Below are 19,650 nucleotides of genomic sequence, written 5' to 3'. Positions count from 1 at the left end.
TCTGCCGCTTCCTTCTTCCAGTTTTTTCGTCTGATTGCATAAATTAATTCGTCTAATAAAATACCATCTTTAACTAAAACTCCTTCAAATTTGCCCTCTAAAACAAAATTGTTTTTTTCCAAAACTTTTGTTTTTACCAATCACCCACTGCAAAATTTATTTTATTTTTCACATATTTCTTTCAATTTTTCGAGGGCTTTTGGGTAGGTTTGGTTCATATAATCTAAAAAATCCTCTGTAGTGTCTAAATCAACAATAACAGTAGTAATCCCGTTATTTTCTTCAAAAGTATAATTTTCAAATCCATTAGCCCATTTTTCTACTTCCGGTCCTTCTGTGATTTCCTCATCTGCTTTTAAAAGCCCATAATGCCGAATTGAAACAAAACGATGGGGAATATTTTCAACTATCTCTGAAAGCATACCACCTTTTTCCCCCTGTTCGTCAGTTCCTATAAACTGCATTTTGCTGCCTTTCCCCCAATTTCCTTCATAGGTAGATGTCGGATTGAACAAGGCAGTCCATTGCTGATAAGTTAGTTTATTGCCAATACCCAGCATTGTATCATAGACTTTATTAGCGGGAGCGTTAATACTCACTTTGAATTGTATTTTATTCATCATTTTTGAGATTATTTGATTTTTTTTATTTAACCCTCTTAGAATATTTTTCATCTCTTTTAGCTGTTGATAATTCGCCCACCGTCAATTTTTTATAAATTGTCTGAGCAAGCAATTTGCAAGGTTTGTTTGTCTGATACTTCTAATAATTTAATTTTTTGTAAATGATCGTATGGCTGCTTTCATTTTTTTTTAACAATCCACAAATCCTGTCCACCGAATTTTTCTTTAAAATTTTTTCCTTCAAAAAATTCAACCACTTCAAATTCATTTTCCAATAATTCTTTAAATTTTTTGCAATCATTATAAGTTGTCATCATTCTATGTCCTTTTTGACCAAACGTTGTCGTATAAAATCCATTGAGGTTTAACTCTGACATTTGTGCGTCTGATAATTTGTCAAAATAATTTGTGCCGTGTGTTGTAAATAAAAAAATGCCTTTGGGTTTTAGAATGCGTGAGATTTCGGTTATCCAGTCTTTTTGTTTGCTCCCTTCAATATGGGTGAAAACAGACAAGCCATAAACTAAGTCAAAAGTGTTTTTTACATAATCGGTTGGAGGTTCGTATTCAATCGTTTTGAATTCAACATCGTCAATATTATTTTTATTCCACACAATCATTTCATTGTTGATGTCACAGGCAAATATCTTAAAATTGGAGTTGCTTATAGTTTTTAAGTGACGAACTATTCTTGCAACTCCACAACCCCACTCTAATACCGAAGCATTATGAGGCAAGTAGTCTTTTGTCCACTCATATACTTCTTTGGCACTTACATAGCCATCTTCTTTATATTGTTTATAATCAAGTTTGTAAGTTTCATATAAAAAATAATCAGGAGGAAATTTAAAAGAGGAGTGGTCATTTTTAAACTTTTGATTTTTAGCTCTGTTAGTCCATTTTGCTTTTATAAAAAGAATTTGGTCTAAAATTTTTAATGTGTTTGTAAGTTGAAATATATATTTAACCTTTGATTTCATAGACTGATTGGTGTAAAAGAGAGGGGTGTAACATACAACTCGGAAAAGAATGGTAATGCTGATTCTGTTTTTTAAATTTGTTGTTGATGCCGATCGGAGTTTTATTTTCGCTCTACGGCACTGTCGGCGTTTCTGCTGCTGTGGCGGCGGCGGTTCGCTGATAACGAACTCCCACCTGCGGCGAATGTCCCAAAACGGGGTGATAGCTGTAAGCGAAATCTACATCAATATTGCCCAAGTGCCAGCCCAAGCCGCAGGTAAACAAAGACGGCTTATTAACAAAGCCCGCCCGCAACGACAAGGATTTGAGCAAAGTATAATCAACGCCGCCTTTGATGGCAAGTGTTTTATCCAACATTTTTTCGCTTTCTATCACAAAAAGCACCCTTTCCGAAGGCGAATACGACAGCGCAATGCTCAGTGCTCCTGCCAGTACATCATTGTCGGTATTGCTGAGTTGAATGTTCAATGGATTAAATAAATGCGCCGCCGCTTGCAGTTGGTCGTTCAAACGATATTGTGCGCCCACGCCAAAAGTAAAAGCCGTTTTTCCGGCGTATTCATCGGCTTGAATAGAAAGTACATCAAAATCAGCCCCTATCCACAAATTTTGGCTCAAAGCCCTGCCATAAGCGAGAGCGAGGTGGGTTTCGTTATAAAAATCGCTGCCGAAGCGCACCGCCCCCGCGCCGAAAGTGCCGGAGCGCGTACCAAAAGATGCCGCCACTGCATAGCGGTTGAGTTCGGGCAGCAGAAAGCGGTTTTCTACATAAGCTGCCATTCCGAATTGCTGCAAACTGCCCAAAGCCGCCGGATTATTAAAAGTAGCAAAGGCATCGCTTTGGTGCAAACGGATATAACCCATAGCAGCTTGTTTAGCACCTACAGTGAGTTGGTCGTTGCCGGCATCAGCATACAAGCTGCAAAGCCACCCTGCCATACAGCATATTTTTCCCAAAAAACGGTATATCTGTAAATTCATAAAAAAATGAAAAAGATTTTCTTTCAAAGAATAAATAAAATTATCGCTACAAAATAAGGATAAAAGCTTGAATAGAAACAAGTGAAAAAATTTTTTTAAACTTTTTTTAAAAAAAATTTGCAGGATAAGAAAACGTCCGTATATTTGCACTCGCTTTTCGGCACAAGGGGCGCATAGCTCAGCTGGTTCAGAGCATCTGCCTTACAAGCAGAGGGTCCGCGGTTCGAATCCGTGTGCGCCCACCTTCTTGATAAAAGTGCTTATCGATCAACTCGGTAAGCACTTTTTTTATGTTTTAATCGCATAGCGAAAATGACGGAATCTTAGCTCAGTTGGTTTAGAGCACTACCTTGACAGGGTAGGGGTCATTGGTTCGAATCCAATAGGTTCCACATTCACTGCACCGCGCAAAAGCCGACAGTTGCTGTAATACCAAATAAACATCTAAAAGGCACAGTTTGTAAAAAGTTTCCAACCTGTAATGGATTGAATGATAACGTTACTCATATCGTTGATAATATCAGTGACTTTGGCGGAGAGTTCTTCCAGATCTTTGCAAATAATGTTAGCAGTTTTGCCCTTGATGAATCGCCATATCATCTCTGCGGGGTTTAATTCGGGAGAGTAAGGAGGAATAAACAACAGATGAATATTTTAGGAATTACCAATTGTCGGCTGTGGTGAAAAGCACCATTGTCAAGTAGAATTATCTTGAATTCTTCAGGCTTTTGTACGGAGAGTTTATCTATAAATATTTGAAAGCAGACCGTATTACAGTAAGGCATTTCTAAGGTAAGATTGTCTCCGTTGATGGGGGAATAGGCACCAAAGAGATAGAAGTTTTGGAAGCGATGTTGGTAAGCTACGATGGGTTTTACGCCCTTTGCGGTAAGGCATCGTCTTATATTGGGCAATAACCCGACCCTGCTTTCGTCAGCAACATAAATATTTATACACTGGCAGCCTGAAAGACGAAACTCCTTATTTTAATGCCTTCTAGCGTGTTTGATAAGTTTTTTAAAAGTATCAACCGCCGCTTCGTCCTTTTGATATGGCTTTTCTACCCACCTTGAGTTTTGTGCCAAAGTTTCGCTTCAGATACATCCTTACCGTATTGTATTGTTTTTCAATACCCAACTCCGACTTCAGCCACTGCTGTGCTTCTTTGTAGCTGCGCAACCCATTCTTGGGATCTTTTAGCTTTGCGATCCGCTCCTTGTCTGCTGTCTCGAGTTGGCTACGAAATCACCACCTCTATTGTCCCTGAGCAATCCATCAAGTCCTTGCGATTGGTAAGTAGATTTCCACCTGTTTATCGAACGCACAGAAGCCCCTGACTTGATGGCAAGAAGATGATTGTGGTGGATACCGCTTTGGATATTCATCAACATCTTTATTTTAGAAACGCCCTTCCTTTTGGCTTTTTATGTAGCTGTTTTAGGTAATCTGCTGACTCTTTTATGATAAGTTCTATGGGTAATGACATAATTACCATACCATAATAACTATGCCAAATAGTTGTTTTAATGGTATAATACATCATTATATCTTATATCGGCATTGATGGTATTTTTCACAACACTTCCTCAAAAAAAATACTATCTTGTTGCTTTCTAAATAAAAAGCGATACAAAAAAAGATGCGTCATCATCAGCCCTATCCTAAAAATGTAGAAATAGCCAACGTAATTACACACGGTGTAGGCATTATATTTGCTTTGTCGGCGATGCCTTTGTTGTGGTCGGCGGCGTGGCAAGTGCCGAGTATTACGTTTTGGGGAATTATTATATACGGTATTAGTTTTTTGGCAGTATTTACCACCTCTACTTTATACCATAGTTTTACGCATGTTCCCACCAAATTTTTATGGCGTAAACTCGACCATATTGCTATTTTTTATCTTATCGCCGGCACCTATACTCCTTTTTTATTGATTTTTAAAGCAGATGCCGCCGGCTATACGGTATTGGCAATACAGTGGGCTTTGGCGATAGGAGGTACTTTTTTCAAACTCTACGCCTCCATACGCTACGGCTATGTATCGGTTATTTTTTATTTGCTGATGGGGTGGTTAATAGTATTTTTGGGCAAAAGCCTTTTAGAGGTCATACCCGCTTCGGTTTTGTGGCTCATCGCTATAGGTGGTATATTATACACCATAGGAGTATTGTTTTACATCAATAAAAAATATCCCGTTATGCATGTAGTTTGGCATGTATTTGTGTTGGCTGCGGGTATTTTTCATTTTGCTGCTGTTTGGAAATCGGTGCAACTGATAGCTTGATGGGCAGAAGACGGACAGATTGATTTTTTACGCTGTATCCTTCCTGATTTTCTAAAAAAAACTCTTTTTATAATTTGGATAAGTATTGTAACTTTGTGCTTGATAAATACTCTTAAAAAATTATATATATAGAATTTTATTATTATGATATTTTTCTTTTTATCTCTTTTTGTTGCAGGTATTATAGCAGTTATTACTGCTTTGAGTTGGTTGAGCAAGCCGCGTCGTCGGGTTGGCAACTCAGGTGGCGGACATCATTAAAAAAAAACAGATTCGCTGATATGTGATGCGCATAAAGCATAATCGCAAGTATCACATATACAATAATACTGAGTATCTTTTAATAAAAAATATTTTTTCAAAAATTATGAAAAAAAATATGGGTACTACGGATAAGGCTGTCCGTATATTAGTTGCTGTTGTAATTGCTGCCTTGTATTATACCGGCACTATCAGCGGTACTTTGGCTATTGTATTATTGGCATTGGCAATTATTTTTTTGCTGACAAGTTTTCTCAATTTTTGTCCGCTTTATACGCTATTCGGTATTTCTACGCTCAAAGACAGAAATTCCTAGTGTATTGTTGATTACCTGTGTAATACTTTGTGTATATTAAAAAACACCACTTATTGTAAATTGTACAAATTTCAATGAGCAGTATTTTTGTGCGTATTTCTTTGAATGCACAAATCAATATGCTTTTGAGTACAGCTTTATTAGTTTTTGATATTATTTTTGAATAACCAAAATGAAAAAAATACGCACACAAGCGTTAAATATCGGGAAATTTGTATTGTTTTTGCTGTTAGGATTAGGCATCGCCTACTGGTCGGTGAAAGATATTGCTCCCGACAAACGGGCAGAAATGCTGGCTTCTTTTAAAGAAGTCAATTATTATTGGATGTTTTTATCTTTATTCGCGGTTTTTTTGAGTAATTGGAGTCGCTCGGTGCGCTGGCAGATGTTGTTGGAGCCTGTATCGCACAAACCACATTTATATAATACTTTTTTATCGTTGTTGGTGGCTTATTTCGTCAATCTGGCATTTCCGCGCTTGGGCGAAGCCACCCGCACCAGCTTGGTGAGTCGCTACGAAAAAATTTCTTTTGAAAAAGTACTCGGCACTACTTTCACCGACCGTATTTTAGATTTGTTGTTGCTGGCATTGCTTACGGCATTGTCGGTATTGTTGCTGTTTGGCAAAATCGGCAACTTTGCGAAGTCTTTTTTATGGGAAAATGTTTACAGCAAATTCAGTTGGTGGCAGTTGGTGGCAGTTTTGGCAGGATTTGTCATTTTTTTTGTAGCACTCAAAATATTGGCGGCGCGCGTTCATTTTGTAGAAAAGTTCAAAAATTTCCTACACCGTATGTGGGAGGGGATTTTTTCGGTGCGCCGCATCAAACAACAGGGAGCTTTTGTTTTTCATAGTTTTTTTATCTGGGCAATGTATTATATGATGATTTATTGCGCCCTGCAATCGATGGAAAGCACCCAACATCTGAGCCTTCTTGAAACCCTGAGTGTATTGGCATTCGGTACTTTTGGTTTTATTTTTACGCCGGGTGGCATCGGTGCTTATCCTTTGTTGGTGGCATCGCTGATGGTGCTGTATCAAGTACCCTACGAAAAAGGTTTGGCTTTCGGTTGGATAGTGTGGGTAATGCAAAGCATTTTTATCATCATTGCCGGTATTATTGCTTTGATATTGCTGCCACTTTTCAACAAAAAACGCCTCCCTGCTACTATTTCTTCATAACTTTTGCAAAGCTGCACTCAACAGCGCAATTTTTTGTCGTAAAAGCACGTCATCTGCCCGATATACTTGTTGAGCCGTAGAAAAATCCAACTCTTTCGCGGCAGCTCCCGTACTTTGTAAATTGATATAGCGCGACTGATAAAAAGCACCTGCACCTATTTCCTGCAAAAAGCCACTGATTTTTCCCTTTTGCGGGTCGGTATAATCCACTATATAGTTGTTGCCTTTGAGCAAAGTTTGGAACACCACTGCATGAAAACGCATACCTACATTGAGGTTCGCCTGCATAAAAGTCTGCATCGTTTGCTCCAGTGATAAAATTTCATTTTGCACCTGCACCTGCGGCAGTTGTAGGCTAAAACGGAGTTCATTTAAAAAATCGCGGTCGTCATTGCCAATATGAAAATAGTGCATCGGCACTAAGCGGAGTATATAATCGGGAAAATATATCGACATTTGTTGCAGCAATTGTTCCAAACGTTGCTGCACGGCGGCGGCTTGCACGCGCGCGTATTCGTTGGGGAAAGCTCGCAGGCTGATGGCGGCAAAAGACGGCGAAGGGGCGGCGACGGGAGTATGGGCGGTGTGGCGGTGGCGATATGCCAACAAACAAGCTACGGCGGGGTCTATGGCTACTTGCAGGGGCGGCAGCGATGAAGTATCGGCGAAGGTGCGAAAAAAATCTGCCGACAGCGCATCGCGCAGTACAACTTCATCGCTGTGCTTAAAAATCTGATACACCGCCTGACGGTGCATTTTTTCTCCAAAGGTCCGATTCCACAGCCCAAAACTGCCGTTTTTTTACCGTTTTTTCGTGCTTTTTTAAAAGCATATTCCACCATAAATAAGGTGTGAATGTGCATCAAAGGACCACCGCCCATCAGCAGCACATCGCACCAAGCAAGGGCAGCATCTAAGGATTTGCTCTCGCGCGAATTGAATAAACGCACCGGAACGGCAGCACCGCCACACATTTCGGCATACAATGCGGCATCTTCGCTTAAAGTGCGCTCGCTGAAAAAGGGATACAAACTGCCCAACTGTACTTCAAAAGAGCCGTAAGCAGTGTGCAATGCCGAAAAGATTCCTGCTAAAATAGCGCGGTCGCCGATGGTTTCAGTGCCATACCAACCAATGATGGTGATTTTCATATACGGGTACAAAATTATGCGCTATTGTTTAACTTTGAACATTACGCATTGAGCTGCTTTTATTTTTTTCTTAAAAAAGATGTAAAACATTGCACATAATATAGCTGTATTTTATCGCAAAGTATCGCTTTTCAGGTATTGCGAAAGACTTTTTTGCAATTTCAAACATTCATTTTGCAATATCAGCAAGCGCATCATTTCTGTTTCGTCTTTTTGTTCTTGTGCTTGTTTGAGGGCTTGTGCCAATTCATCGCGCCATTGCAACAAATAGCGCACTTTGTAGCGATTGAGCAAATTGAGCAATTCTTCTTTAAAACGCTCATCTTCACTTTTTACATAAATCTGGTGCATTTTTTCCCAGTTGTGGCTCAATTGGTATTTTTCGCTGAGAAGGTCGGCGGCGAGGGCGGCTATGTCACTGTTTTCGTGATATTGAAAAAAACGGGCTTCTTCCAAGCGGTCTTCGTGCAGGGCTTGTTCAAACAAAAGCAATACCTGAGCGCAGAGCGCGTTTTTAAAAGTGATTTTGGAATCCTGCAAATCGTGCAGTACAAAAGGAATTACAAAAATTTCCGGTTCTATTTCTTTTGAGCCGTGTCGCAGCAAAAGGCGCAATACTTCGCGCTCTAAATGGTCTAAGCCAACAGCATCGGTGGTGGCGGTATTGTTATTTTGCTTGGGCGGCGGTGCGGTGGCGGGCATCAAATAATCCACAGCTGCTTTATCCTGTTCGCTCACCTGTGCTTTGAACTGCTGCCGCCGTATTTTATTGCTTTCGGCAATGAGCAGGCTTTCGGGTACTTGCAAGAGTGTAGCACATTCGCGCACATACACGCTGCGCTTGATAGCATCGGGAATACGCGCTATGGAATCCACGATGCTGTGCACGAGTTCGCTGCGCTTGACGGGGTCGTGGGCAGCTTCGGCGGCAAGCAGGGCAGCTTTGTAGAAGATAAAATCTTTGGCATTTTGCTGCACATATTCCAAAAAACCGGCAGCCCCTTTTTGTCGTACCCAAGAGTCGGGGTCTTCGGTGGGCGGCAGATTAACGATTTTTACATTCATATCCGCCTCCAAAATCATATCCAAACCGCGCAAAGCCGCTTTGATACCCGCCGCATCACCGTCATACAGCACGGTGATATGAGTAGTGTAGCGTTTGATGAGTTGAATTTGCCCCTCGGTGAGCGAAGTACCTGACGAAGCTACTACATTTTCAATGCCTGCCTGATGCAGCGAAATTACATCGGTGTAGCCTTCCACCAAAAAACAAAAATCGTGCTGCTGAATGGCTTTTTTTGCCAGATGCAAGCCGTAGAGCGTTTTGCTTTTGACGTAAAGTTCGGTTTCTGGCGAATTGATGTATTTAGGCTGTGTTTTGTCGTTGTTGAGCAGGGTGCGTCCGGCAAAAGCCACCACTCTTCCGGCGGCGTTGTGGATAGGAAATATCACGCGGGCGCGAAAAAAATCGAAGCGTTTGCCGTTTTTTTCGGTTAGTAGTCCCAATTGCAGCAGGTAGTCGCTTTGGTAGCCTTTTTGGGTGGCGGCTTGGAGCAAACCGTCGAAGCTGTCGAGGCTGTAGCCAAGTTGAAACTTTTCGAGCGTACTTTGCAAAAAGCCACGTTCTTTAAAATAGCTGCCTCCAACAGATTGCCCTTCGGGGTTTTGGAGGAGGAGGTCGGAGAAATACTGCTGTGCAAACTGATTGACAAGGGCGAGGCTTTCGAGTAGATTGCGGCGTTGGCGGAGGGCTTCGTCTTCCTCCTTTTCTTCGATGGGGATATTGTAGCGTTGTGCGAGATAGCGGAGAGCGGCGGGATAATCTAATCGCTCGTGTTCCATCACAAATTGTACGGGACTGCCGCCTTTGCCACAGCCGAAGCATTTGAAAAGATTTTTGACGGGCGACACCGTAAAAGAAGGAGTGCGCTCGTTGTGGAAAGGGCACAAGCCCAAGAGGTTAGCCCCCCGTTTTCTGAGGCTCACGAAATCGCCAACCACTTCTTCAATGCGGGCGGCTTCGTGAATGGCGGCGACTGTATCGGGAGCTATCATATCATCAATTCAAAATAACAAAAAAATATGCCAAAGTGCGAAGTAATACTCAACGCAATTTGAGTTGCAAAAATTTTACCAAATAAAAAAATAAACAATCAATTAATTGTAAATTGTAAACCTATTTTTTTGCAATTCAATTTGTAGCGAGTAATCATAAGACGTATAAATAGAAAATACAGACAGAGATTCTGTTCTGTTTTCTGTTTTTAACGTATGATAGTCATCAAGTGGCTGCTGTTTCGTAGGCTTCTGTGGGGGCGCAGGTGCAAATAAGGTGGCGGTCGCCGTGCGAGCCGTTGACCCTCGCCACAAAAGCCCAGAATTTATTGTCGCGTACAAAGGGAAGCGGGAAAGCCGCTTTTTCGCGCGAGTAGGGATAATTCCAAGTATCGGCACACACTTCGTCCAAAGGGTGTGGGGCATTTTTCAGCACATTGTTATTTTTATCGGCATCGCCTTTGATAATATCCATTATTTCGGCTTTTATAGCCAACATTGCATCGCAAAAGCGGTCGAGTTCGGCTTTGCTTTCGCTTTCGGTGGGTTCTATCATCAAAGTTCCCGCCACCGGAAACGATACTGTAGGTGCGTGAAAACCATAATCCATCAGGCGTTTGGCTATATCTTCTACTTCAATATTGGCACTATTTTTAAAATCCCGCATATCCAAAATCAACTCGTGCGCCACGCGCCCTTGTTTGCCTACATACAATACCTCATATTCGTGCTGCAAGCGATTTTTGATATAATTGGCATTTAAAATGGCGTAGCGGGTGGCTTCGGTTAAGCCTTTTGCGCCCAGCAAGCGGATATAAGCATACGAAATCAGCAAAATATTGGCACTGCCCCAGGGAGCCGCCGATACTGCCGAAAAAGTTTTGAGGCGTTTATTTTTCTGTAAAAATCCGTGTGAGGGCAAATAGGGTTTCAGGTGCTTCGCCACACAAATAGGTCCTGCTCCCGGACCGCCGCCGCCATGCGGAATGGCAAAAGTTTTGTGTAAATTCAGGTGACATACATCAGCCCCGATAACACCGGGAGCTGTAAGCCCCACTTGTGCGTTCATATTGGCACCATCCATATATACTTGTCCGCCGTTTTGATGCACAATGCTGCAAATTTCCTGTGCCTGCTCTTCAAATACGCCGTGGGTAGAAGGATAAGTAAGCATCAGCACTGCCAATTTTTTGCGGTGTTGTTCGGCTTTTTGGCGCAAATCTTCCACATCAATATTGCCGTTTTCATCACATTTTACTACTACCACTTCCAAGCCACATAGCACTGCACTTGCCGGATTAGTGCCGTGTGCCGAAGAAGGAATCAGGGCAATGGTGCGCTCCGCTTGTCCGCGGGTTTTGTGGTAATTGCGAATGGTGAGCAAGCCGGCGTACTCACCTTGTGCGCCGGAGTTGGGTTGTAGGGAGCAAGCAGCCAAAGCGGTAATTTCGCACAGATATTGCTCTAACTCGGCAAAAATTTGCTGATAGCCTTTGGTTTGCGACAAAGGAGCGAAAGGGTGTAATTGTGAAAATTCAGGATAGCTCACCGGCATCAACTCTACGGCGGCGTTGAGTTTCATAGTACAAGAGCCGAGCGCAATCATAGAGTGCGTTAGCGAGAGGTCGCGGTTTTCCAGCTTTTTGATATAGCGCATCAGTTCGGTTTCGGAATGATAGCTGTTGAATATCGGCTGTTGTAAATAAGTGCTGCTACGTTGCAGGGTCGCCTGAATTTTTGCAAGCGGCGATATTGCTTTTTTTACATCAAAAACGGGGATTTTTTTTGCGGTGCTTTTGGCAAAAACAGCAACGATTTGTTCTATATCTTTTTCGGAGGTGGTTTCGTCCACACTGATGGTAATTTCGTTTTCCGATTTATAACGGAAATTTAACAGAGCTTTTTCGGCAGCTTTTTTTATTTTTAAAAAATCTTCGCTTTTTACTTTTATACTCAAAGTATCAAAATAAGCGGCATTATTTTGTTTAAAACCACATTCTTTCAATAAATGCTCCAAATATTGCGCTTTTTGATGAATGTTTTGCGCAATTTTTTTCAAGCCGTTTGCGCCGTGATACACAGCATACATACCCGCCATAATTGCGAGTAATGCCTGTGCGGTACAAATATTGGAAGTAGCTTTTTCGCGGCGGATATGCTGCTCGCGGGTTTGGAGTGCCATACGGAGGGCGCGTTGTTGGCGGCGGTCGATGGATACGCCGATAATGCGCCCGGGCAGCAGGCGTTTGAACTCGTCTCGTGTGGCAAAATAAGCGGCGTGCGGACCGCCATAGCCCATAGGTACACCAAAACGCTGTGTGCTACCTACTGCTACATCAGCCCCCCATTCACCCGGAGGACTGAGCAAAGTGAGCGACAGCAAATCGGCGGCAACGCATACATATATATCCTGCTCATGTGCATTTTGGCACAAAGTGTGATAATTATAAACGGCACCGTTGTCGGCGGGGTATTGCAACAATATGCCAAATACCTGCGCATTGAGTACAAAAGTGTCGGGCGGAGCAACGATAACATTGATACCCAAAGCGGCAGCGCGTGTTTTTACTACTTCGATGGTGGCAGGGAAACAATGCTCCGAAACCAAAAATACGGCGGCTTCGCTGTCGGCTTTTGCATTTTTATTTTTGTGCTGATAGAGCATATACATAGCTTCGGCGGCGGCGGTGGCTTCGTCGAGGAGCGAGGCATTGGCAATGGGCAGGGCGGTGAGGTCGCTGACTACCGTTTGAAAATTGAGCAAAGCCTCCAAGCGACCTTGTGCAATTTCGGCTTGATAGGGTGTATATTGTGTGTACCAACCGGGGTTTTCAAAAATATTGCGCTGGATAGCGGGCGGCGTAAAAGTGCCGTAATATCCCAAACCGATATAGGATTTGGCGATTTTATTGTGTTGGGCAATACTTCGGATATGTTGCAAATAGGCTTGTTCAGTAAGTGCTTCGGGCAGTTGCAGTGGTTTTTTGAGCCGTATGGAAGCAGGTACGGTTTGGTTGATGAGTTCATCTAAGGAAGCAGTTTGCAAATATTGCAACATAGCTTCGCTTTCGTGGAGTTCTGCCGTTCCGATATGGCGGTGTGCAAAATGATAATAGGGAAGTTGGTTCATTCCGAATAATTGAAAAATAGCAATGTATAAAAAATAAAAATAGCGCGGCAAAAATACGGACTTCCTACACAATTTTTAAGTATAAAATGATAAGTTTTAAAGTTTTACTGTCACCCAATATTTATCGGCGCAGGTTGATTTATCTAAAAATAAAAAAACACTGCATTTATTTCTGAACTTTTTAATGTTTTAGCAACTTTTATTATAACAATCAACATTTTTGGTCAATGCTGTGCTTTCAAATCAAGTATTGCGGTATAAATATTGATAAGCGTTGTAATAAGTCAATAAATTGTAAAAAATGACGATAATATCATTTAAAATACGGCGATATTGCGATGAAGACTATATCTTTACAGCTTTAATTTGCAAGCACGCCAAGTTATTGCACTCATTTTAATATCATTTATTCAGCATTTTATGGCAAAAAATAATTATGCTCAAGTTTGCTCTTTTTGCGGAAAAGGGAAAGAAGATACCATCATTTTGATAGCAGGCATAGAAGGGCACATTTGCGAAAATTGTGTAGCACAGGCGCAACAAATCATAGAGGAGGAGTTGCAAATCAACAATCAGAAATCGCACAAATTTACCACCCCAAAAATGGTAAAACCCTTGGCGATTAAGGAGTTTTTGGATTTGTATGTTGTAGGGCAAGATGAAGCCAAAAAAATCATTGCCGTAGCGGTGTATAATCATTACAAAAGACTGCAACAGCAAAACGACAACACAGAGGTAGAAATAGAAAAATCCAATATTATTTTGGTAGGTCGTACCGGAACGGGAAAAACGTTGTTGGCGCGTACCATTGCCAAGTTTTTGAATGTGCCTTTTACGATAGTTGATGCCACCGTATTTACGGAAGCGGGCTATGTGGGCGAAGATGTGGAAAGCATTTTGTCGCGTTTGCTGCAAGTATGCAACTATGACGTAAAAGCAGCCGAGCGCGGTATTATTTACATTGACGAAATAGATAAAATTTCGCGCAAAGGCGACAATCCCTCCATCACGCGCGATGTATCGGGCGAGGGCGTGCAACAGGCATTGCTCAAACTCCTTGAAGGCAGCGAAGTATTGGTGCCACCGCAAGGAGGGCGCAAACACCCCGAACAAAAAATGGTAAAAATCAACACCCAGAATATCTTGTTTATTTGCGGCGGTGCTTTTGATGGTATTGAGTCGCTTATCGCCAAACGTATGAAATCGAATAACATCGGCTACAGTGCCGTGCAAAATACGGTGACGGTGGACAAAAACAATCTGCTGCAATACGTCAATCCGCAAGATTTGCGCCATTTTGGGCTGATACCGGAATTGGTGGGACGCTTGCCAGTGGTGACTTACTTACAGCCGCTCGACAAAGCCGCCCTGCGCGACATACTCACCCGCCCGCGCAATGCACTCCTTAAACAATACGGCAAATTATTTGATTTGGAGGGTATTCATTTGGTGATAACCGATGAAGTGGTAGATTTTATTGTGGACAAAGCCATTGAATTTGAACTGGGTGCACGCGGCTTGCGCTCCATTTGCGAGGCTATCCTCACCGATGCCATGTTTGAATTACCTTCGCAAAGCGGCATCAAAGAATTTCATCTCACTTTGGATTATGCCAAAGAAAAACTATCCAAATCTAAAGTGAATATATTGCGAATGGCTTCGTAAAATTGCTTTTTAAAAAAAATACTTAAGAACCCAATCAAGTCAAAAATAATCATAAAATCAAAAAGCTATTATTTGAAAACCATTCTGATTGGAGGGTAGCTTAATTTCTTTAGGAAGTATTGTAATAGAAGTACAGATGTTCAATTACTTCCGTCTGCCCTGCTGTTGCCAAGCCGATGTTGGTGGCAGGGCTTTTACTTCCTATGCTTGCCCTATAACAATTGTTTTAGCAGCCTTGTCGTGTAGTGTTTGAACATTTTTATTTGATAAGGCAAATAAATAAATTAGTGGGAAAAAGCCACAAATTCCTTTGATTAAATTTCGTATAAAAAGATTCATAATAGTTGGCAACTTGTCTTCGTCCAATTCTGAGACTTTGATTTTTAAAATCAATTTTCCAACCGATGAACCTTCAAACATTATATCACAAGCTAAAAAGTAGATAAAATTAAAAAGTGATAAAAAGATTCCAAGTTTCATTGATGCCAATGCAATTGTTATTACCTGAATCAAAATTAAATCAATTATGTAAGCCCCTAATCTTGTCCCAAATGTGGTAGGAATCATTTCCAAATAGTTACCTGTGAAATTATTTCCTAATGGATTCTCTGGACTATATTCACCCTTACTAAGAATTGTTCCTGGAATATAACTCGTCGAACAATAATTACAGTCTAAGCTATCACCTAAATTGTCGGTTGGAATTAATGGAATAAAAAAAATGTGGAAATATTTTTTAAACCTTTTTAGCGTGTAACTTCTTTTGTCTTGGCAATTTGGACACTGAAATTCGCCAGTTTTGATAGTAGTCGGGATTGTTTTTGTTCCAAAGATAAGCATAAGTACCCTGTTAAGTGATTAAAGATTTTTTTGAATTATTTATTTAAACTTGATTTTAATATACAATGAATACGTGTTTGAAATGGACAAAGTACGATTTGAAATCCAACTATATTGTTAAATGCCTTATCTTATGATTTTCTTAGCCTTGCCACATCGTTTTGCCGCTTTGCGTTCGGGCGGGTTTCGGAGCACTAAACTGTCAACCTGCACTAAACTGGAAAAGAAGCACAAATCTCCAAGTTTGCACGTCACCCCGCCTGACGCAAAACCCGTGTTAGCGGTAGTTTTTCTCAAGTCTTGCTTATTAAATAGTTTACAAAGGCAGAACAAGCAATGAGCATAAACCTTGCTTCTTCAATATCAACGTTAACACCTGTCTCAAGTAAACTATGTCTAATTCCGCCTTCGTCAGATGTATAACCATACAATGCACTAAATGCTGACTTTAAACTTCCAGGTATGTTGTGTTTTGTTTCAATTTCTTTTAATGCTTGTCCAAGTGTTGTCTTCTCATTTTTTGTAATGATTTTTGCAAGGGACTCCACTGCAGAGATGGATTCTTTAATAGAGTTCCTATAGTCGGGTTTTTTCCTATCGGAAAGCAATTCTAAGGAAGTCTTTAAATGAGTTTTAACCGAATTAAACTTGTCCGAATTTTTAATTGCTGTCTCAATTTCTTCTATTTCTTCTTTTGAGTTCACTTCAACTAATTTACCGTCAACAAACCTGTAAGCTGACATTTCTCTTTTTAAAAAGTCATTGCATATTTGTTGAAATTTCGGGTGGAATTCAGAAGAAAACTCTATAAAGTCCAACACCAAGTCCCAATCAGATTTAAAGAACCATTCTCTAACTGTCCTTGTCGCAGAACCAGCTGAAACAGTCGAATAACTCCAAGGCAAATTGTCAATTGGCCACTTGAAAAAATGAATCCATAAAGCTCTGAAGTAAACTGATAGGTCGGAATATGCTTCACCGTAACGTTTTTCATTACTCCTTGCTTCAATAATTAATTCAAGAACTAAAGTCCATAATGAATTCCTTAATTCAATACTTAGCCCTTCTTTGTCAAGGTCTATTTTTACTTGTCTTATTCCTATTCGTTGTGAAAATCTCATTATTTTCCTGTCGTTTTAAAATTACCGCTAACATCTACTTATACGAACTAAAGTTCGCATTTTTATTATTCATCAAGCTATCTAAAGGGCTTTGTACCCTTTGTATCGTCCTATTACTTACATGGGTGTATCTTTCAGTAGTCTTGGTGCCGGAATGTCCTAAGAGTTCTTGAATGATACGAAGGTCCGTCCCTACTTCATCTATGCGCAAACTTTGTGATGGTACATTTTCATGAATGTTTGCTATATCGGTTTTATGAACTTTCGGCTCAGTCCGAGTGGGTGCGTTGTCTGCAATAATTTGGAGGTCAGTAAAATTTTCTTTGAGCAGGTCAAAAACACATTTTTCGTAAGGCAAATACCAAGTGCGGTATGTTTTGCTGTATTTGAGGGTGCCACATTTCACATTTTGCCAATGATGCCTTAGTAGAAGGATTTGGATAGGATTTTATGCCTATCTTTTTGCCTTCATCTTTATAGTACAATGGAAAAATCTGTAAACTTTGCATAGCATTGGCTTTACTATGATAAAGATAGAAAAATATTATTTTATATATATCTATTTTTTTTTTAAAAATTTCTGTATTTCTGATTTTTTTTCAAAAAAAATCCTAATGATAAAATCTGCTAATATTTGCAATAAAAATCGCTTATATTTACCTGATTTTACCACAAAATTTTCATTTTCTCTATGCGATATTTTATTATAATCATTTATGTTTTATATATTTTGACAGGTGGCGGCAATATGATAAGTGCACAAGCTCCTTCTTGCACTCAAAACCGCTATCAAACCGAAATTTTCGGCACACAATTTATCCAAGACCTTACCTATGCCATTGATGTGCCTGCCTTGTTGCCGCCCTATACTGCCGAAGGGCTTACTTTTGATGAAGATTTGCAGGTAGATGTACGTCTGCCCCAACTCTACGACAGCAACGGACAGCCCGATACTCTCACCAAAAGACCTGTTATTATTTTTGCCCATTCCGGCGGCTTTGCTTTGGGCGGCAAAGGAAATGACGATATGCAAGCCTTTATTGATACTTTTGCGCAGCGCGGCTATGTGACGGCATCTATGGAATATCGTTTAGGCATTGACCCCGCTTTTGATACCAACAGCCCTGAGCGTGCCGTTTGGCGTGCTACGCAGGATATGAGTACGGTTATACGTTTTTTTAAAGAAAACAGCACTTTGTTTCAGATAGACCCCAATTTTGTTTTTTTGTGCGGCAGCAGTGCCGGTGCTTTTGCTGCTTTTCACGAAGCCTATGCGGACAATGACGAGCGACCTTCCAGCACTTACAGCGGTTTTTTAATGCCCGATTTGGGAAATAAAGACATTTTTCCGGTGGTTAAATATACCGCACTCAATCCGCCCGCCAATGCAGGTACGGTGGCAGCCGCTCACAACAGTGCCCCCAAAGCGGTGGCTTCGTGCTGGGGAGCTATCGGTGATACGGCGTGGATAGAAAACGCCAATATTCCGATGATATTTTTTCATGGCGACCAAGACGGTATCGTACCCATAGAAGTAGGAGAACCTTTCAATATAGCGTGGTTTCCTGAGGTGTATGGTTCTATTCCTTCGCATACAAGGCTGCAAAATCAGGGTATTACAACAGAACTCAATGTTTATGTAGGCGAAGACCATATCACTTACGATGAAGGGGTAAACAATGGAAACTGGGGCAGCGATGGACCTTCTAATTTAGAAAACTGGTTAGAAATAGTGGCTAAAATCAGCGATTTCTTTTATGCCCGTATGCAGCCCACCGCTCCCATTTTTGTCGGAAACACCGCCCCCAATGCCGCCGAAGCAGAAATATATACCATCAGCAACCCCACCGCCGATACGCAATATTGCTGGGCAGCCGAAGGCGGTACAATCGTGGCGATGCATCCGCAGGGCTGGTGGGTGCAAATTTTGTGGGAAAATACAGGCGCAGGGTCAGTATCGGCGCGTACCATCAGCGAGCAGCAAGCCGAAAGCAACTGGACAACAATTACTGTGTGGATAGATTGTGCCATTACGCTGTCTGTCAGTACTTTATACGCCGACAATGATACCATTTTGCAACAGAGCCAAAACAGCATTGTTGCGAATAACATTGTACTCAATGGCGCAATGGTGGAATATAAAGCAGGCGAAAAAATAGATTTGATAGCGGGTTTTCGTGCCGATGCAGGGGCAGATTTTTGGGCGCATATCGCCGCTTGCCAGATAACGCCCGCCGCTCAGGTTGTCGCCGACAATACCCCTCAATTGCTCCCGCTTGAGCCGACCGCCAAAACCACTGCTCCGGCGACCTCTGCAAGTCCGGCTCTTTGGAGTCTTGCACCCAATCCGGCGAGCGATGTGCTGTACATCAGTGGCATTTGCCGCAGCAACGAACGCTTGCATATTACGCTCACCGACCTATATGGCAGAACCTTGGAGCAGATATATCATGCAACCGCCACTGCCAGGCGAAAATATGCTGCTGCCTTTGCAAATTGCCCATTTGCCCGCCGGTTGGTATCAAATTCATATTACAGAAGAAAACAGCACTGCCGCACCCGTATATCTGAACTGGGTGAAAATGTAAACATCTTATACCAAATAAACATCTAAATGGCACAGTTTGTAAAAAGTTTCCAACCTGTAATGGATTGAATGATAACGTTACTCATATCGTTGATAATATCAGTGACTTTGGCGGAGAGTTCTTCCAGATCTTTGCAAATAATGTTAGCAGTTTTGCCCTTGATGAATCGCCATATCATCTCTGCGGGGTTTAATTCGGGAGAGTAAGGAGGAATAAACAACAGATGAATATTTTTAGGAATTACCAATTGTCGGCTGTGGTGAAAAGCACCATTGTCAAGTAGAATTATCTTGAATTCTTCAGGCTTTTGTACGGAGAGTTTATCTATAAATATTTGAAAGCAGACCGTATTACAGTAAGGCATTTCTAAGGTAAGATTGTCTCCGTTGATGGGGGAATAGGCACCAAAGAGATAGAAAGTTTTGGAAGCGATGTTGGTAAGCTACGATGGGTTTTACGCCCTTTGCGGTA

At 41.4% G+C, this 19,650-nt stretch carries 18 protein-coding genes and 2 tRNA genes; 7 read left to right on the top strand and 13 right to left on the bottom strand.

Annotated elements, in window-relative coordinates; all coding sequences use genetic code 11:
- Positions 1 to 161: 161 nt before the first annotated feature.
- The 3 genes from IPL35_06115 to IPL35_06105 form a co-directional block, all read right to left on the bottom strand.
- Positions 162 to 620 carry an SRPBCC domain-containing protein gene (locus IPL35_06115; GenBank protein ID MBK8442998.1) on the bottom strand — a complete coding sequence of 153 codons (459 nt, stop codon included), beginning with the start codon at positions 618 to 620 and terminating at the stop codon, positions 162 to 164.
- 182 nt (positions 621 to 802) lie between these two features.
- On the bottom strand, positions 803 to 1,603 hold the full coding sequence (locus IPL35_06110; protein ID MBK8442997.1) for a class I SAM-dependent methyltransferase: 801 nt from the start codon (positions 1,601 to 1,603) through the stop codon (positions 803 to 805).
- A 112-nt stretch (positions 1,604 to 1,715) separates the two neighbouring features.
- Positions 1,716 to 2,585 carry a hypothetical protein gene (locus tag IPL35_06105; protein ID MBK8442996.1) on the bottom strand — a complete coding sequence of 290 codons (870 nt, stop codon included), beginning with the start codon at positions 2,583 to 2,585 and terminating at the stop codon, positions 1,716 to 1,718.
- Between the two features lie 167 nt (positions 2,586 to 2,752).
- On the opposite strand from IPL35_06105, the gene IPL35_06100 reads away from it, so the two are divergent.
- Positions 2,753 to 2,827: transfer RNA gene (locus tag IPL35_06100), tRNA-Val, on the top strand.
- Between the two features lie 75 nt (positions 2,828 to 2,902).
- Positions 2,903 to 2,977 (top strand) — tRNA-Val (locus tag IPL35_06095).
- A gap of 52 nt (positions 2,978 to 3,029) precedes the next feature.
- Here the strand turns inward: IPL35_06095 and IPL35_06090 are convergent.
- The 3 genes from IPL35_06090 to IPL35_06080 form a co-directional block, all read right to left on the bottom strand.
- Entirely contained in the window at positions 3,030 to 3,227 is a 198-nt protein-coding gene (locus IPL35_06090) for a transposase (GenBank protein MBK8442995.1), read from the bottom strand.
- Positions 3,197 to 3,499 carry a hypothetical protein gene (locus tag IPL35_06085; protein MBK8442994.1) on the bottom strand — a complete coding sequence of 101 codons (303 nt, stop codon included), beginning with the start codon at positions 3,497 to 3,499 and terminating at the stop codon, positions 3,197 to 3,199. Before IPL35_06085 ends, IPL35_06090 begins: the two co-directional genes overlap by 31 nt.
- 112 nt (positions 3,500 to 3,611) lie before the next feature.
- A complete protein-coding gene (locus IPL35_06080; protein ID MBK8442993.1) occupies positions 3,612 to 3,764 on the bottom strand; it encodes a hypothetical protein in 153 nt (50 codons plus the stop codon).
- 460 nt (positions 3,765 to 4,224) lie between these two features.
- Between IPL35_06080 and IPL35_06075 the strand changes: the two genes are divergently transcribed.
- The 3 genes from IPL35_06075 (at position 4,225) to IPL35_06065 (ending at position 6,629) form a co-directional block, all read left to right on the top strand.
- Positions 4,225 to 4,869, top strand: a complete 645-nt coding sequence (locus tag IPL35_06075; GenBank protein MBK8442992.1) for a hemolysin III family protein — start codon at positions 4,225 to 4,227, stop codon at positions 4,867 to 4,869.
- A gap of 367 nt (positions 4,870 to 5,236) precedes the next feature.
- Positions 5,237 to 5,446, top strand: a complete 210-nt coding sequence (locus IPL35_06070) for a DUF2892 domain-containing protein (GenBank protein ID MBK8442991.1) — start codon at positions 5,237 to 5,239, stop codon at positions 5,444 to 5,446.
- Positions 5,447 to 5,618: 172 nt separating this feature from the next.
- On the top strand, positions 5,619 to 6,629 hold the full coding sequence (locus IPL35_06065) for a flippase-like domain-containing protein (protein MBK8442990.1): 1,011 nt from the start codon (positions 5,619 to 5,621) through the stop codon (positions 6,627 to 6,629).
- Here IPL35_06065 and IPL35_06060 read toward each other — a convergent pair.
- The 3 genes from IPL35_06060 to gcvP all read right to left on the bottom strand — a co-directional run bounded on the left by IPL35_06060 (position 6,624) and on the right by gcvP (position 12,965).
- The gene (locus IPL35_06060) at positions 6,624 to 7,385 is read right to left on the bottom strand and encodes a polysaccharide pyruvyl transferase family protein (GenBank protein MBK8442989.1); all 762 of its coding nucleotides are present in this window, start codon (positions 7,383 to 7,385) and stop codon (positions 6,624 to 6,626) included. The genes IPL35_06065 and IPL35_06060 overlap by 6 nt on opposite strands.
- Before the next feature lie 506 nt (positions 7,386 to 7,891).
- The gene (locus IPL35_06055; protein ID MBK8442988.1) at positions 7,892 to 9,835 is read right to left on the bottom strand and encodes a DNA primase; all 1,944 of its coding nucleotides are present in this window, start codon (positions 9,833 to 9,835) and stop codon (positions 7,892 to 7,894) included.
- Between the two features lie 226 nt (positions 9,836 to 10,061).
- Positions 10,062 to 12,965 carry an aminomethyl-transferring glycine dehydrogenase gene (gcvP, locus tag IPL35_06050; GenBank protein ID MBK8442987.1) on the bottom strand — a complete coding sequence of 968 codons (2,904 nt, stop codon included), beginning with the start codon at positions 12,963 to 12,965 and terminating at the stop codon, positions 10,062 to 10,064.
- A 420-nt stretch (positions 12,966 to 13,385) separates the two neighbouring features.
- On the opposite strand from gcvP, the gene clpX reads away from it, so the two are divergent.
- A complete protein-coding gene (clpX, locus tag IPL35_06045; GenBank protein MBK8442986.1) occupies positions 13,386 to 14,630 on the top strand; it encodes an ATP-dependent Clp protease ATP-binding subunit ClpX in 1,245 nt (414 codons plus the stop codon).
- A gap of 201 nt (positions 14,631 to 14,831) precedes the next feature.
- Here clpX and IPL35_06040 read toward each other — a convergent pair whose 3' ends face one another.
- From IPL35_06040 to IPL35_06030, 3 genes are all read right to left on the bottom strand, one after another.
- On the bottom strand, positions 14,832 to 15,470 hold the full coding sequence (locus tag IPL35_06040) for an RDD family protein (protein ID MBK8442985.1): 639 nt from the start codon (positions 15,468 to 15,470) through the stop codon (positions 14,832 to 14,834).
- A gap of 293 nt (positions 15,471 to 15,763) precedes the next feature.
- Positions 15,764 to 16,591 (bottom strand): hypothetical protein, encoded by an 828-nt coding sequence (locus IPL35_06035; GenBank protein MBK8442984.1) that lies wholly within the window; start codon positions 16,589 to 16,591, stop codon positions 15,764 to 15,766.
- Between the two features lie 34 nt (positions 16,592 to 16,625).
- Entirely contained in the window at positions 16,626 to 16,997 is a 372-nt protein-coding gene (locus IPL35_06030) for a hypothetical protein (GenBank protein MBK8442983.1), read from the bottom strand.
- Between the two features lie 285 nt (positions 16,998 to 17,282).
- Here IPL35_06030 and IPL35_06025 point away from each other — a divergent pair, with 285 nt between their 5' ends.
- A complete protein-coding gene (locus IPL35_06025) occupies positions 17,283 to 19,205 on the top strand; it encodes an alpha/beta hydrolase (GenBank protein ID MBK8442982.1) in 1,923 nt (640 codons plus the stop codon).
- On the opposite strand, the gene IPL35_06020 is transcribed toward IPL35_06025, so the two are convergent.
- Complete coding sequence (locus tag IPL35_06020) at positions 19,202 to 19,612, bottom strand: transposase (protein ID MBK8442981.1); 411 nt, start codon at positions 19,610 to 19,612, stop codon at positions 19,202 to 19,204. The two genes, IPL35_06025 and IPL35_06020, sit on opposite strands and share 4 nt — an antisense overlap.
- Positions 19,613 to 19,650 lie beyond the last annotated feature (38 nt).

The sequence above is a fragment of the Sphingobacteriales bacterium genome, from assembly GCA_016711285.1.
Classification (GTDB): Bacteria; Bacteroidota; Bacteroidia; order Chitinophagales; family UBA2359; genus JADJTG01.
The sequence above is the reverse complement of the archived record's forward strand: the minus strand, read 5'-3'. Positions and strand labels throughout refer to the sequence as shown.